Source organism: Mesorhizobium sp. M0047, from assembly GCF_040323315.1.
In the GTDB taxonomy this organism is placed as follows: domain Bacteria; phylum Pseudomonadota; class Alphaproteobacteria; order Rhizobiales; family Rhizobiaceae; genus Mesorhizobium.
The window spans coordinates 34,077-48,942 of record NZ_JAMYUW010000033.1 but is presented as its reverse complement, the minus strand read 5'-3'; the positions used below and the strand labels follow the sequence as shown (position 1 = coordinate 48,942).

Sequence of the window (14,866 nt, the reverse complement as noted above, 5' to 3'; positions counted from 1 at the left end):
GGATAATCCATCATGAACACTACCATTCGCAAGATCGGTAATTCCGAAGGCGTGATCCTGCCCAAGGATCTGCTCGATCGTCTGAACATGAAGACCGGCGATCAGCTTCAGATCGTCGAAACGGACAAGGGTATTGCTCTTGAGCCGGTGGACGACAGTTTCGAACGGCAGATGGAAGCTGCTCGCAAGGTCATGGACAAATACAAGGTCGCACTTCAGAAGCTCGCAGAATGAACTGGGAGTTCCTGACCCGACGCGCGGTCGAAGCGATGCATGCCGAGCAGTTGCGCAGGCATGGCGGGGCACAAGGTTTGAGAGACGAGAACGCTCTCGAATCAGCGCTTTCACGCGATGAAAATAAGGCGAACTATGGGGATCCGGCGATCGAGGATCTCGCTGCCGCCTATGTCTTTGGTATTGCCCGGAATCATGCCTTTGTCGACGGCAACAAGCGTACCGCCATCGTGGCCGCCGGCGCATTTTTGATTGTGAACGGCCATGTCCTGACAGCCGATAACGGCACACTCTACGAATTCGTCATGGCAGTCGCTTCAGGCGAAATCGATGAAGCGGGCGCTGCAGCGTTCTTCCGGGACCATGTCGTCAAGCTCGAAGACTAGCTGTCGGAAAGCTTGACGATTTCCCATTCCTTGCCGTTGACCACGGCTACGTCGCCGACTTTCTTGCCGAACAGAGCGACGGCCATCGGCGATACGTGCGAAATCGTGCCCTTTGCCGGATCCGCCTCATCCTCGCCGACGATTTTCCAGTGCACCTTCCTGCCGTCATCGCCCTCAAGCGTGACGCCCATGCCGAAGCGTACAAGGTCGCTGCCCGGTTCCGGCACGGAGAGTTCGGCGCTTTCACGCCGGGCGGTCCAGTAGCGTAGGTCGCGTGACACCAACGCGATGCGCTCGCGGTCTGCCTTCCTTTCGGCTTTCGCCAGTATATCGCGCAAATCGGAAAGATTGTCCTCGATCTGCGCCAGGCCGCGCTCCGTCACCAGATTGCGGTGGTGGCTGATCGGTCGCTCACCGACGCCGGCAATGGCGTTTTCGCTGTCTTCCTCGCGAGTGAAAGCTCTGCTCATTCCCTGAACTTAGGCGCGGAAAGGCTGCTCGACAAGCGAATGTCGTTGCCCTCGACCGGAGAGGCGGACCGGCTGGCACGATTCCTGCGGTGCAAGGGTCAAAAGCCAGGACCTGTGCCGATGTTGAACAGACGAACGCTGCTGATCGGAACCGCCGGCTTTGCCGTCGTCGGCCTCTCGCTTGGCAAGGCGGCCGCCGCCAGCCTGACTGGCATCGAGAAAGCCTCTATGCGCGGTTCGATCAATGCCACGGAACTTGGCGTGCAGCCCGGCACCCTCGACGATCAGAGCAAGGCCTTCGCCAAGCTGCTGCGCGACGCAAACGATCGCGACATACCGGTGTTCCTGCCGCCGGGCACCTATGTCATATCCAACATCTCGCTGCCCAGTCGCGTGCGTCTTTCCGGCGTGCCGGGCGCAACGCGCATCGTCTATGGCGGCGACGGTCACCTGTTCATGGCCGAGCAGGCCGACCATATCGAACTTGGCGGGCTGGTCTTCGACGGCGCAAACCGCTCGATGGGCGATCATGCGCAAGGGCTGCTCGATCTGCACCGGGTCGCGCATCTGGTCATCGACAATTGCCAGATCACCGGCAGCGGCAAGAACGGACTGGCGCTGGAGCACGCGACGGGGCGTGTAGAACGCTCGGAGATATCGGGGGCTGCCGATGCCGGCATCTATTCGGTCGAGGCCGGCGGGCTGGCGATCACGGGCAACACCGTCTCCGACTGCGCCAATGGCGGCATTCTCGTGCACCGCTGGCAGGCGGCGGAAGATGGCACCATAGTGACTGGCAACCGCGTCGAACGGATCCAGGCGCGCAGCGGCGGGACCGGTCAGAACGGCAATGGCATCAATGCCTTCCGGGCCGGCAATGTAGTCATTTCAGGCAATATCGTGTCCGACTGCGCCTTCTCGGCGATCCGCGCCAACAGCGCCAGCAATCTGCAGATATCGGGCAATACCTGCTCGCGTTCCGGCGAAACAGCCGTTTACTCCGAGTTCTCGTTCGAAGGTGCCATCATCAGCAACAACATCGTCGATGGGGCCGCCAACGGCATCTCGATCGTGAATTTCAACGAAGGCGGGCGGATGGGCGTCTGTTCGGGCAACATCGTACGCAATTTGTCGACCAACGGCCCCTACCCCGCCGACTCGCCTGGATTCGGCGTCGGCATTGGCGTCGAGGCCGACACGACCGTTTCCAACAATGTCATCGAGAACGCGCCGCTCTACGGCATGCAGATCGGCTGGGGGCCGTATCTGCGCAATGTCGTCGCCACCGGTAACATCATCCGCAAGGTTGGAACCGGCATCGTCGTGTCGGTGGTCGAGGGCGCCGGCACAGCGGTCATTTCAGACAATGTCATTGACAGCGCGCTGAACGGCGCCGTTGTTGGCCAGCGCTGGGCCAAGCCGGCGACAGGCGATCTCACCTCGTCAAACGATAGCGGATATGCGCATCTGACCGTCGAGCGCAATCACGTCAGTTGACGGCCGGTTTAATGCAAGGCGCCGGTGGGCCTCAGCGCCCCGACCTTGGCACCGTTCCGGCTTTTGATGGGCACCTTTGCCAGTGCGCTTAGCTTTGACGCCAGGGCCTCGTCGGCGCGCAGCAGTTTGGCAAGAACGGCGGCAACCATGGCTTCGCCGGCGCGGCCGGCGCCATCATCGCATTTGAGTGCAATGCCGAGACCAAGTTCCGGAATTGCGGCACAATAGACGCCTTCGGCGCCGCCTTTCGTAAAAATCCGCCCTGGTGCGGCCTCCATCAGCGCGACGTCTTCGCGGCCGGTGCCGGCAACGAAGAACGGCTCGGCCATGCAGGCAGCCAGCAGACGCTTCGCGGCCTTGGCTCGCTCGGGACCAAAACCATTTGTCGTTGCCATGCGGGCAAAGCCAAGCGCGAAGCTCCGGAGCGGCACCGCATAGGTCGGGATCGAGCAGCCATCGGTCGCCCGCTCGTCCGCGCCATGGACAGCGCCCGTCACCGCCTGCATGGCGTCTCGCACCATCTCCTGCAGGCCGTGCCCCGGCTTGACATAGCCGCGGTGCGCAATGCCGGCGTGGACGCATGTGCAGAGGAACCCGGAATGCTTGCCGGAGCAATTGTTATGCAATGCGTTCGGCGAGCCGCCGGCGCGGGCGAGTGCAATCTCGGCGTCATGATTGGACGGCCAATGCGTGCCGCATTCGAGTGCCGAGCCGTCCAGCCCGGCCTTGGCCAGCATCGATCGCGCCAGTTCGACATGCGCCGGCTCGCCCGAATGGGACGCGCAGGCGAGCGCCAGTTCGCGGTTGCCGAAGCCATAGGCGTCGGCCGCGCCGCTTTCGACCAGCGGCAATGCCTGGATCGCCTTGACCGCGGAGCGCGGAAACACCGGCTTGGCCGTGTCGCCAATCTCCCAAACCGGTTTGCCATCGGCATCGAAGACGGCGACCGCGCCACGATGCGCGCTCTCGACGAGCGCGCCGCGCAACACTTCGATCAGAACCGGATTTGTCATGGCTACCCCGCAAAAATACGGGCTGCTTCTACCTGATCCGGTCCAATATTGAAACGTAGTTGGCGACCGCCGCACCGCCCATATTGAAGATGCCGCCGAGTTTTGCACCGGGCACCTGGATACCGCCGGCCTCGCCGACAAGCTGCATGGCGGTCAAGACATGCATGGACACGCCTGTGGCGCCGATCGGGTGGCCCTTGGCCTTCAACCCGCCGGACGGATTGACCGGCAGGCGGCCATCCTTGGCCGTTGTGCCGTCCAGCGCCAGTCTGGCGCCCTCTCCCGGCTTGGCCAGACCCATCGCCTCGTATTCGATCAGTTCGGCAATGGTGAAGCAGTCATGCGTTTCGACGAAGGAGAGATCGTCGAGCGTCACACCGGCCGATTTCAGCGCCCGGTTCCAAGCCTGTTCGCAGCCTTCGAAGGTCAGGATGTCGCGCTTCGACATCGGCAGGAAATCCTGCACATGTTCGTTGGCGCGGAAGGCAACGGCGCGGCGCATCTTCAGTGCCGTCGCGGTGTCGGCGAGGACAAGGGCGGCGGCGCCGTCGGAGACCAGCGAGCAGTCGGTGCGCTTCAGGGGACCGGCAACGAAAGGGTTCTTTTCGCTTTCCTGGCGGCAGAACTCATAGCCAAAATCCTTGCGCATCTGCGCATAGGGATTGTCGACACCGTTCTTGTGGTTCTTGGCGGCGATCATGGCGAGTGCGTCCGACTGGTCGCCATAGCGCTGGAAATAGGCCTGCGCGATCTTGCCGAAGACACCGGCGAAACCCGCAGGGGTGTCGCCATCCTCGGGCAGATAGGAGGCCTTGAGCAGGTTCTTGCCGATCTCCGGCCCGGGCGTCGTCGTCATCTGCTCGGCGCCGACCACCAGCACGATGCGGGCAGCATTGGCGTCGATGGCGCGGATGCCTTGCCGGACCGCCGCCGAGCCTGTGGCGCAAGCGTTTTCGACGCGCGTCGCCGGCTTGAAGCGCAGCCGGTCGTCCGCCTGAAGCACCAGGCTGGCGGTGAAATCCTGCGCCGAAAAACCGGCGTTGAAATGGCCGAGCACGATCTCGTCGACCTCGTCCGGGCCGATGCCGGCATGGTCGAGCGCATCCGTTGCCACTTTGACGATCAAATTTTCGAGCGTTTCGCCCTCGAGCTTGCCGAAGCGCGAATGCGCCCAGCCAACGATGCATGCGGTCATGGCGGCCTCCATTCTTTAGCGCCAGCCTAGCATGTGGGCTCAAGGCGCACCTCGCATTTATTGTTCAAAGATAAACAGTCCTGCCCGCTTCGTGAAGGGCTGCAAGCCGACAATCGCTTGGTACAAACGAAACCAGTGTCGATTTTTTTGTTGATTGACCCGTCAATAAAAAATAATCCTGCTTCAAAGGAACATAGCGAAATGCCGAAAGTCGGAATGGAACCGCTGCGCCGCAAGGCGCTGATCAACGCGACGATCTCGGCGATCGGCGAGCGTGGCTCGCTCGACGTGACCATGTCAGAGATTGCCGGGCGCGCCGGCGTTTCATCGGCCCTTGCCCATCATTATTTCGGCGCCAAGGACGAGCTGCTGCTGGCGACGATGCGCCATATCCTGGCCGAGCTGACCGCCGACACGTTGCGCGCCCTTGGTTCGGCCGGCACACCGCGCGAACGCGTCTGGGCGGTGGTCGCCGTCAACTTCTCCGACATTCAGTTTCAGCCGCAAACCATCGCCTCCTGGCTTGCCTTCTATGTCGAGGCACAGAAGTCATCAGCCTTGCGCCGGCTGCTCAGGGTCTACGCGCGGCGGCTCCATTCGAACCTGATGAGCGGTCTGACCGGGATCTTGCCCAGAGCCGAAGCCGACCGTGTCGCCGAGGCGACGGCGGCAATGATCGACGGGCTCTACATCAGGCGGGCGCTGAAGGACGGCTTGCCTGATGCCGTGACCGCCGTCGCGCTGGTCGAAGACTATCTCGAAACCAAACTTGGCGAACGGCGCAAACAGTGACAACGAAGCGATCCAATTTCCTGATCGTCATGGTCGATCAGCTCAACGGGACCCTGTTTCCGGACGGCCCGGCAGAGTTTCTGCATGTACCGCACCTGAAAGCCTTGGCCGCACGTTCGGCGCGCTTTGCCAACAACTACACGGCGTCGCCGCTCTGCGCGCCGGGCCGTGCCTCGTTCATGAGCGGGCAATTGCCGTCGCGCACGGGTGTCTATGACAATGCGGCTGAATTCGCCTCATCGATCCCGACCTTCGCCCATCATCTGCGCGCCGCCGGCTACTACACCTGCCTGTCGGGCAAAATGCATTTCGTCGGGCCGGATCAGCTACACGGTTTCGAGGAGCGGCTGACCACTGACATCTACCCGGCCGATTTCGGCTGGACACCGGATTACCGGAAGCCCGGCGAGCGCATCGAATGGTGGTACCACAATCTTGGTTCGGTCACGGGCGCCGGCGTCGCCGAGACGACCAACCAGATGGAATATGACGACGAGGTCGTGTTCCTCGCCACGCAAAAGCTCTATCAGCTCTCGCGCGAGCAGGACGATGCGAACCACCGGCCCTGGTGTCTCACCGTCTCGCTGTCGCACCCGCACGATCCTTACGTCGCGCGCAAGCAGTATTGGGATCTCTATGAGCATTGCCAGGCGCTGGACCCGGAAACCGGATTCATCGCGGATGACGAGCAGGACGAGCATTCCCGGCGGCTGTACCACGCCAGCGACTATCCCTCATTCGAGATCACGCCAGAGCAGGTGCGTCGTTCGCGGCGCGGCTATTTCGCCAACATCTCCTATGTCGACGACAAGCTCGGCGAGCTCCTGGACGTCCTTGAGCGCACGCGTATGCTCGACGACACGATCATCCTGTTCTGCTCGGACCATGGCGACATGCTCGGCGAGCGGGGCCTGTGGTTCAAGATGAGCTTCTTCGAGGGTTCGGCGCGGGTGCCGCTGATGATTGCCGGCAAGGGCGTTCCGGCCGGGCTGATCGAGGCGCCGGTTTCCAATCTTGACGTGACACCGACGCTTTGCGACCTCGCCGGCATCGACATCGCCGCGATCGCGCCGTGGACCGACGGCCAGTCGCTGCTGCCGCTCGCCAATGGCGGGCAGCGCACCGCACCTGTCTTGATGGAGTATGCCGCCGAAGGTTCTTCCGCGCCACTCGTTGCAATGCGTGAAGGCAGATACAAATTCGTCCATTGCGAGCTCGATCCGCCTCAACTGTTCGATCTCGAAGCCGATCCGCTCGAGCGAAACAATCTGGCCGACGATCCCGTCCATGCCGGCCTGGTGGTGGCGTTCATGGACAAGATCCGGGCGCGCTGGGACATGGCCGGCTTCGACGCCGCCGTGCGCGAAAGCCAGGCGCGTCGCTGGGTGGTCTATCCGGCGCTGCGCAACGGCGCTTATTACCCCTGGGATTTCCAGCCCCTGCAGAAGGCTTCGGAGCGGTTCATGCGAAACCACATGAACCTCGACAATCTCGAAGAGAGCAAAAGGTATCCGCGGGGCGAATGATGACAACAGCGCTCGTCCCCTCCCTCGATCACCTTAGACAGGCCTATGCCGTTACCTCCCAGGCGACGCAGATCACGCCGCTGCTGGAATCCGCGGCACTGGCCAGAGAAACCGGTGCCGCTCGTGTTTTCATCAAGCCGGAATCGCTGCAATGGGCAGGCTCGTTCAAGGTGCGTGGCGCCTACTGGCGTCTGAAGCAGCTTTCGCCCGATGAAGCCAAAGAGGGCGTCGTCGCCTACTCCTCCGGCAACTTCGCGCAAGGGCTGGCGGCTGCCGGCCAGGCGCTTGGCATTCCCGTCACCATCGTCATGCCGATCGACGCACCAGCCGCCAAGCGCGACGCAACGGCGGGCTATGGTGCCCGCGTCGTGCTGACCGACCATGGCGAGCGCGCGCGAGAAGAGGTTGCCGCCGCCAAGGCGCGCGAGATCGCCGAGGCCGAAGGTCTGGCCCTGCTGCATCCGTTCGACGATCCGGAGATTGTCGCCGGCCAGGCGGGTGCCGGCCTCGAAGCGCTCGACCAGCTTGAGGCCAAGGGTGCCAGCGCCGACGTCTTGTTCTGCTCGGTCGGTGGCGGCGGATTGATCGGCGGCGTTTCGCTCGCCTTCCACTATCTGTCGCCCGCCACTGAAATCATCGGCGTCGAGCCGGAAGGTTTCAATGGCATGGGCGCGTCGCTGGCGCATGGCAGCATCGAGACCATGCCGATCGGGCCGAAGTCGATCTGCGATGGGCTGATGTCGCGACGGCCGGGCGACGCGCCGTTCGCGGCGGTCAAGACCGCCGGTGTTCGCGGCGTCACCGTCGATGATCAATCGGTACGGCGCGCCATGCGGATCGCCTTCGAGCGCATGAAGCTGGTGCTCGAACCGTCGGGCGCGGCGTCGCTGGCGGCACTGCTCGGCGGCACGGTGGATGTGAAGGACAAGACCGTCCTTGTTGTGGCTACCGGCGGCAATGTCTCGCTCGCCGATTTTATGGCGCATATGAACCATGCTTGAAGCAGATTTCGTCATCATCGGCTCCGGCTCGGCCGGCTCGGCCATGGCCTATCGCCTGTCGGAGGACGGCAAGCATTCGGTCATCGTCATCGAATTCGGCGGCAGCGACATGGGGCCGCTGATCCAGATGCCGTCGGCCCTGTCGATCCCGCTCAACATGAGCCTCTACGACTGGGGCTTTGCCAGCGAGCCGGAGCCGCATCTCGGCGGCCGCGTGCTGGCAACGCCACGCGGCAAGGTGATCGGCGGCTCGTCCTCTATCAACGGCATGGTCTATGTGCGCGGCCATGCGCGCGACTTCGACCATTGGGCCGAAGAGGGTGCGGTCGGATGGGGCTTCGCCGATGTGCTCCCCTATTTCAAGCGCATGGAGGACTCCGACGGCGGCGAGGATGGCTGGCGCGGTCACGGTGGGCCGCTGCACGTTCAGCGCGGCTCGCGCCGCAATCCGCTCTACGGGGCCTTTGTCGAGGCCGGCCGCCAGGCCGGGTTCGAACTGACCGACGACTACAACGGTTCCAAGCAAGAAGGTTTTGGGCCGATGGAGCAAACCATCAGCGGCGGCCGCCGCTGGTCGGCGGCATCGGCCTATCTGAAGCCGGCGCTCGGACGCAAAAATGTGAGTCTGGTCAAGGGCTTTGCGCGGCGGGTGATCATCGAGAATCAACGCGCCATCGGTGTCGAGATCGAAGCTCACAAACAGGTTCAGGTCGTTAAGGCGCGACGCGAGGTGATCGTCGCCGCATCGTCGATCAATTCACCCAAGATCCTAATGCTATCCGGCATCGGCCCGGCCGAGCATTTGCGCGAGAACGGCATTCCAGTGCTGGCCGACCGGCCTGGCGTCGGCCGCAATTTGCAGGACCACATGGAGCTCTATATCCAGCAGGAATCCTTGCTGCCGATCACGCTCAATTCAGTGCTCAACCCGTTCTCGAAGGCGCGCATCGGCGCGCAATGGCTGTTTTTCAAGACCGGGCTTGGTGCAACCAACCATTTCGAGGCTGCCGCCTTCGTGCGCTCGCGCGCCGGCGTCGACTACCCCGATATTCAGTACCACTTCATTCCGGCCGCGGTCCGCTATGACGGCAAGGCAGCGGCCAAATCGCACGGCTTCCAGGCGCATGTCGGGCCGATGCGGTCGAAGTCGCGCGGCTCGGTGACGCTGCGTTCGCGGGACCCGAAATCGAAGCCGGTGATCCGCTTCAATTACATGTCGCATCCAGACGACTGGACGGAGTTCCGCCACTGCATCCGGCTGACGCGCGAAATCTTCGGCCAGTCGGCTTTCGATCCCTATCGTGGCCAGGAAATCTCGCCGGGCAGCCAAGTGCAATCGGACGATGATCTCGACGTCTTCATTCGCGACCACGCCGAGAGCGCCTATCATCCCTGCGGCACCTGCAAGATGGGCCGAGCCGACGACATGATGAGCGTGGTCGATCCGGAGTGCCGGGTCATCGGTGTCGACGGCTTGCGGGTCGCCGATTCCTCGATCTTCCCGCGTGTCACCAACGGCAACCTCAATGCGCCATCGATCATGACCGGCGAGAAGGCTTCCGACCACATCCTTGGCCGCACGCCGCTGGCGCCGTCCAACCAGGAACCATGGATCAATCCACGCTGGCAGGCGTCGGACAGATAGAGCATGATCCACCCGACAGATCGAGCTGCCCGATAGAGCGAGCCACCCATTTGGGGGGCGCAGACCAATTGGAGACCTCCCATGCGCGCCCAGCCCACGGCATCGCACTATGTCAACGGACGCTACATCGAGGACGAAGGCGGCGCGCCGCTGCCGGTCATCTATCCGGCAACCGGTGAGACCATCGCCATGCTGCGCTCGGCGACGCCGAACGTGCTGGAACTCGCCGTCGAGGCAGCGCGGGCAGCGCAGCCCGCCTGGGCGCGGCTGAAGCCGGTGGAGCGTGGGCGCATCCTGCGCCGCGCGTCCGATATCCTGCGCGCCCGCAACGCCGACCTCGCCCGCATCGAGACCCTGGACACCGGCAAGGCAATCCAGGAGACGCTGGTGGCGGACGCCCCGTCGGCGGCCGACTGCCTCGAATATTTCGGCGGTGCGGTTGCCGCCTACAATGGCGAGGCGATCGATCTCGGCGGGCCCTTCGCCTACACAAGGCGCGAGGCGCTGGGTGTCTGCGTCGGCATCGGCGCCTGGAACTACCCGATCCAGATCGCCGGCTGGAAATCGGCACCTGCGCTCGCCATGGGCAACGCGATGGTGTTCAAGCCGTCGGAAAACACCCCGCTGTCGGCACTGGCGCTGGCCGAGATCTACAGCGAGGCCGGCCTGCCCGACGGTTTGTTCAACGTCGTGCAGGGCTATGGCGATGTCGGCGCCGGGCTCGTCGGCCACGATGTCGTCGCCAAGGTTTCGGTGACCGGCTCGGTGCCGACCGGCCGCAAGGTGCTGTCGCTCGCCGGCTCGAAGATGAAGCACGCGACGATGGAGCTCGGCGGCAAGTCGCCGCTGATCGTCTTCGACGATGCCGATATCGAGAATGCCATTGGCGGCGCCATGCTCGGCAATTTCTATTCGACCGGGCAGATCTGCTCCAACGGTACGCGGGTTTTCGTGCAAAGCGGCATCCACGACCGCTTCGTCGAACGCCTTGTCGAGCGGACGAAGAAAATCCGCATCGGCGACCCACTCGATCCCGAAACCCAGATGGGGCCGCTGGTCTCCAAGGCGCAGCACGACAAGGTGGTCGGCTATATCGAAATCGGCAAGCAGGACGGCGCGACACTCGCTTGCGGCGGCAACGTGCCTTCTTTGCAGGGTTTCCAGGGCGGCTTCTTCGTCGAGCCGACCGTGTTCACCGGCGTCACCGACACGATGCGCATCGCCCGCGAGGAGATATTCGGGCCGGTGATGAGCGTGCTGAAATTCGACGGCGAGGACGAAGTGGTCGACCGCGCCAACGACACCGAATTCGGCCTCGCCGCCGGTGTTTTCACCCGCGACCTGCCGCGCGCCCACCGCGTCATTGCCGAGCTGCAGGCCGGCACCTGCTGGATCAACGCCTACAATCTGACACCCGTGGAAATCCCGTTCGGCGGCTTCAAGCAGTCCGGCATCGGACGCGAGAACTCGTTGGCGGCACTGGCGCTTTATTCGCAGCTGAAGTCGATCTATGTCGAGACCGGCGACGTGGCGAGCCCGTATTGAGCCGATCTACGCGGCTTTTTCAGCGTGCTGTCCAGATACTGAGTCAGCGCACAGACCAGATGATAGAAGATAGCGCCCGCGCTCGTCGATGCGGTCGATCCAAAGGCCGAGCGGCGCCGGGTCTATGTGCCAGCGGAACAGGCGACCAACGCGTGCCTCGATTTCCGGCTTGAGGTCGGCGCCACCCGAACCGTCTAGCGCGGCCGTGACCATTGCGACGGATCCACGCGCCGGCGGCCCCAGCCCGACACCAGCGCCCGCTTGAACGACAGCAAGTTGGAGCGGAGGTCATGTCCGGTGACGATATCGGGTCCTGCGCCGGGACGGCGAATCAGCGTGCCAAGCCCCATGCCGAGTGGCCGGGCCCGATCAGATTGAGCTCCGGTGGTAGCGTGGAGCGGGATGGCCGAACCACCAGCGCGCAACATATTCGCGAAAGCCGGGCGCCTTGATCAGCGCTTCGGTCTCGAATTCGAAACTGTTGGGCCAGGCGTCGCCAACGATCCTGAAGGGCAAGACCGGAAACTCCAAGAGGCGGAAAGATACTGATATCGAGGCCCGCGGCTTAGCACGCAAGGTTTTAGCCACGTTTATCGCGGACCGAAATCCGAGCTTTGCGGAAATGCCCGACGAAAGGAATGAAATGCGACAGAAGTGCTGCCATTGGCGCTTGCAGGAACGAGGTGTGGCGGTTATAAGCCCGCGGTCTGGTCACGGAGTGTAGCGCAGCCTGGTAGCGCACCTCGTTCGGGACGAGGGGGTCGCAGGTTCAAATCCTGCCACTCCGACCAGAAAAACAGATACTTAGGTATTTGTTTCTCCCGATACCCCACAGCGCGAGGCCTGCCAGCGCCCTGAGTTTTGCCGGCCTGGCGACGTGTGCCACCCGATCGGGGTCGTGCTGCGCCGGTTCAGAGTGTCGGGGGGGCGTTGAGGCGTCAGCTAGAAGCGATAACGAAGCCCAACAGTATTCGCGTTGGAACCCTCTCCCATATTTCCAAACGTACCACCGGCGCCGGATCGGTGGTGGAGTTGATAGACAAGCTCGACATTGGGAGCTTGCCTTAGCCTGAAGGAAAGCTCCGCGCCGATGAAACCAAGCAAAGACGCGTCGCCATCGTAATAGATTTCGCGTTCGCGTTCGATCTCGGTGGTGCCCGTAACCGCACTCAAACCGGCCGTCACTGCGGGCGCAATCGCCAGATCGCCGATGACAAGGCCCTGGTGACGAACCCTAACCCCGGCCCAAACTTCTCCTGACGTGTCGTCGTCCTCGCCAAATCTTACGGCAGCCCCGCTCACACCGCCAAGAACGAAACCAGCGCCCATATCGACGAAATCGCGACCATAGGCAGCTCCGATTATGTAGTTGTTCGTATAGTCGGCGCCGAATATGTTGATTGTGTTCCCAAATGATCCGGCCGCAAAAACGCCGCCAAAAAAATACACGTCGTTCTTCGCCGGTTGACCGACGGTGAAAGGATCTTCGGTAGCAATATAGATGAAGGGAGAATTGTCGGCGAGAGCGGAAGTGATGGAACCGGTCAGGACCAGTGCAGCCACAGCTGCTCGCACCCCGCGCATTCGCAAGCTCCGAATCAATCCTCAGTCGATCATCTTTCTTCCGGTATTTCACGGGAAGAAGCAAGTTCCCTGATCCAGGAATTGGATGGAGCTCTACCCATTGTTTGGGCAAGCCTTTCTTTCCGAAATGCAGGTCAGCTCACCAAATCGGATTCCCTTTTGCCAGCGCCACCTACGGGATCTGGTCAAATGAAAAACGCGCATCTTGCTCCGACGCAGGGCTGTAGCCCGTCGGACCAGCCTCATGGCAAAACCCCAGTTGAACTCCAGGCCGTACTCTTCCGGCCCCAGTAATGTCCCGCCGGGCCCTTGACCGCCAGAAATGAGTTCCCAAGTGGGTTACCAACCCGCTGGTCCGGGCCCCTCTGGTGAGAGCCTCGGCACTCTTACGATGTCGGACCGATTTTCTGACAGCCGTGCTGACAGGGGATTGCCCTTGAGTTTCTCATTTTTGTTCATCGATTGGCTCGGAACGCCGCTCTGGATGTGGTCGAGCTTTTTTGTCCTCGTTATCGCTATTCTGTCGTTCGACCTTGGAATTCTTCACAGGCAGGACAAGGAAATTGGCGTCCGCGAAAGCGTGATGCTTTCTGCCCTCTATGTCGCGCTCGGGCTAGCCTTCGGTGGCTGGGTATGGTGGTATCTCGGCGCCGACGCCGGCCTCGCCTATCTGACAGGCTTCGTCGTCGAAAAGACGCTGGCGCTCGACAACATCTTCGTAATTGCCCTGATATTCTCATTCTTTGCTGTGCCGCGCATCTACCAACACCGGGTGCTCTTCTGGGGCGTCCTCGGCGTCATGGTGCTGCGTGCCATTATGATCGGTGTCGGCGCGATGCTGGTCGCCGAGTTCGCTTGGGTTCTTTATATCTTCGCCGCGTTCCTGATCATCACCGGCATCAAGATGCTGATCGTCAAGGAGGCAGAACCCGACCTGTCCAAGAACGTCCTCTTCCGCTTCATGCGCAATCGCTTTAGGGTCACCGAAGAGCACCACGGACAGCGGTTTTTCGTCAAAAAGACAAATCCCGGAACAGGCCAGGCGAGTTGGTTCATCACCCCGCTCTTCATGGCCCTGGTGATGGTCGAGGTGGCCGACGTCATCTTCGCCGTGGATTCCGTCCCTGCCATTTTCGCGATCACGACAGACCCATTCATCGTCTACACCTCGAACGTCTTTGCGATCCTCGGCCTTCGCGCCCTCTATTTCGCGCTTGCGGCGATGATCCACCGCTTCCGTTATCTGAAGCCCGCGCTCGCTATCGTCCTGGTCTTCATCGGCTCGAAGATCTTCGTCGCCGATCTCCTTGGCCTTGAAAAGTTCCCGGCCGCCTTCTCGCTCGGCATTACGTTTGCGATCATCGCCGCCGGCGTGGTCTGGAGTCTTCTCAAGACCAGGGATCAGCAGCGGCGGTCCGCGTGAACGGGGGAGTCGACCCTGTCCGTCGGTCGACGCAACGACGAGGAGGTACAGACCGGCGCCGTTCTTGCTCCGGATGCGGCTGACCGCCATGACCCCTCCAGGAGGTCAAAGGACGGCAAGGTCGTGGACTGGTTGGAACATGTCAGCGACGCCGACGACGGCCCTTGGCCTCCTTCACTCGAAAGGAACCAAAATGCTCGGTCGCGGATGGAAAAGAGAGTTCGCTCACCAGGATTACTACCCGGCGAGCGAACCCTATCGGCTGCAGGAAGGGACGTAGCTGCGCCGATGTGCAAATCTTCATGGGTCATCTCCTGGACGATCAGCCAAGGGCTAGTCCAATAGCCATCAAGGTGATGGCCATCGCGAAGACTGGTGCGAGCAACCAGCGCGCCTGGCCAACGCTCTTCTCCATCGGTTTCCTCCCACAACTTGCAGCGGACAACGACCGCAAACAGCGGCCGTTCCGGGCTACGCCCTTGGTAAGACCATTGCCTTTTGCGATCAGACTTAAGTCCCCTGCTCCGCCCGACCGAAGCCCAGCCCCGGGAACGT

Annotated in this window: 13 protein-coding genes, 1 tRNA gene and 2 pseudogenes; 10 read left to right on the top strand and 6 right to left on the bottom strand. The window is 62.2% G+C overall.

Annotation, left to right across the window (positions count from 1 at the left end):
* Positions 1-12: 12 nt before the first annotated feature.
* Both NKJ89_RS25745 and NKJ89_RS25740 read left to right on the top strand, forming a co-directional pair.
* Complete coding sequence (locus NKJ89_RS25745; protein WP_135863661.1) at positions 13-234, top strand: AbrB/MazE/SpoVT family DNA-binding domain-containing protein; 222 nt, start codon at positions 13-15, stop codon at positions 232-234.
* On the top strand, positions 231-620 hold the full coding sequence (locus NKJ89_RS25740) for a type II toxin-antitoxin system death-on-curing family toxin (protein WP_352606691.1): 390 nt from the start codon (positions 231-233) through the stop codon (positions 618-620). Before NKJ89_RS25745 ends, NKJ89_RS25740 begins: the two co-directional genes overlap by 4 nt.
* Here NKJ89_RS25740 and greA read toward each other — a convergent pair.
* Positions 617-1,090: a transcription elongation factor GreA gene (gene greA / locus NKJ89_RS25735; RefSeq protein ID WP_023760505.1), complete on the bottom strand. Its 474-nt coding sequence runs from the start codon at positions 1,088-1,090 to the stop codon at positions 617-619. The two genes, NKJ89_RS25740 and greA, sit on opposite strands and share 4 nt — an antisense overlap.
* Before the next feature lie 120 nt (positions 1,091-1,210).
* Here greA and NKJ89_RS25730 point away from each other — a divergent pair, with 120 nt between their 5' ends.
* Complete coding sequence (locus NKJ89_RS25730) at positions 1,211-2,587, top strand: TIGR03808 family TAT-translocated repetitive protein (RefSeq protein ID WP_352606689.1); 1,377 nt, start codon at positions 1,211-1,213, stop codon at positions 2,585-2,587.
* An 8-nt stretch (positions 2,588-2,595) separates the two neighbouring features.
* On the opposite strand, the gene NKJ89_RS25725 is transcribed toward NKJ89_RS25730, so the two are convergent.
* Positions 2,596-3,600 carry an asparaginase gene (locus NKJ89_RS25725; RefSeq protein ID WP_352606687.1) on the bottom strand — a complete coding sequence of 335 codons (1,005 nt, stop codon included), beginning with the start codon at positions 3,598-3,600 and terminating at the stop codon, positions 2,596-2,598.
* 28 nt (positions 3,601-3,628) lie between these two features.
* On the bottom strand, positions 3,629-4,795 hold the full coding sequence (locus NKJ89_RS25720) for an acetyl-CoA acetyltransferase (RefSeq protein ID WP_352606685.1): 1,167 nt from the start codon (positions 4,793-4,795) through the stop codon (positions 3,629-3,631).
* Positions 4,796-4,996: 201 nt separating this feature from the next.
* Between NKJ89_RS25720 and betI the strand changes: the two genes are divergently transcribed.
* The 5 genes from betI (at position 4,997) to betB (ending at position 11,304) form a co-directional block, all read left to right on the top strand.
* Positions 4,997-5,587, top strand: a complete 591-nt coding sequence (gene betI, locus NKJ89_RS25715; protein ID WP_352606683.1) for a choline-binding transcriptional repressor BetI — start codon at positions 4,997-4,999, stop codon at positions 5,585-5,587.
* Positions 5,584-7,113 carry a choline-sulfatase gene (betC, locus tag NKJ89_RS25710; RefSeq protein ID WP_352606681.1) on the top strand — a complete coding sequence of 510 codons (1,530 nt, stop codon included), beginning with the start codon at positions 5,584-5,586 and terminating at the stop codon, positions 7,111-7,113. The genes betI and betC overlap by 4 nt, the downstream gene beginning before the upstream one ends.
* On the top strand, positions 7,113-8,114 hold the full coding sequence (locus NKJ89_RS25705) for a threonine/serine dehydratase family protein (protein ID WP_352606679.1): 1,002 nt from the start codon (positions 7,113-7,115) through the stop codon (positions 8,112-8,114). The genes betC and NKJ89_RS25705 overlap by 1 nt, the downstream gene beginning before the upstream one ends.
* On the top strand, positions 8,107-9,759 hold the full coding sequence (gene betA / locus NKJ89_RS25700) for a choline dehydrogenase (RefSeq protein WP_352606677.1): 1,653 nt from the start codon (positions 8,107-8,109) through the stop codon (positions 9,757-9,759). The genes NKJ89_RS25705 and betA overlap by 8 nt, the downstream gene beginning before the upstream one ends.
* An 81-nt stretch (positions 9,760-9,840) precedes the next feature.
* Entirely contained in the window at positions 9,841-11,304 is a 1,464-nt protein-coding gene (betB, locus tag NKJ89_RS25695) for a betaine-aldehyde dehydrogenase (RefSeq protein WP_352606675.1), read from the top strand.
* Here the strand turns inward: betB and NKJ89_RS25690 are convergent.
* Together NKJ89_RS25690 and NKJ89_RS25685 are read right to left on the bottom strand one after the other, a co-directional pair.
* Positions 11,268-11,505, bottom strand: a pseudogene (locus NKJ89_RS25690) (hypothetical protein); the annotation flags it as partial. The gene betB and the pseudogene NKJ89_RS25690 overlap by 37 nt on opposite strands.
* 41 nt (positions 11,506-11,546) lie before the next feature.
* Positions 11,547-11,820, bottom strand: a pseudogene (locus NKJ89_RS25685) (phosphomannomutase/phosphoglucomutase); the annotation flags it as partial.
* Between the two features lie 198 nt (positions 11,821-12,018).
* Here NKJ89_RS25685 and NKJ89_RS25680 point away from each other — a divergent pair.
* A tRNA-Pro gene (locus NKJ89_RS25680) sits at positions 12,019-12,095 on the top strand.
* 151 nt (positions 12,096-12,246) lie between these two features.
* Here NKJ89_RS25680 and NKJ89_RS25675 read toward each other — a convergent pair.
* Positions 12,247-12,888, bottom strand: coding sequence for a hypothetical protein (locus NKJ89_RS25675; RefSeq protein WP_352606673.1), 642 nt, complete (start codon positions 12,886-12,888; stop codon positions 12,247-12,249).
* 436 nt (positions 12,889-13,324) lie between these two features.
* Here NKJ89_RS25675 and NKJ89_RS25670 point away from each other — a divergent pair, with 436 nt between their 5' ends.
* The gene (locus NKJ89_RS25670) at positions 13,325-14,311 is read left to right on the top strand and encodes a TerC family protein (RefSeq protein ID WP_352606671.1); all 987 of its coding nucleotides are present in this window, start codon (positions 13,325-13,327) and stop codon (positions 14,309-14,311) included.
* The last annotated feature ends 555 nt before the right edge of the window (positions 14,312-14,866 follow it).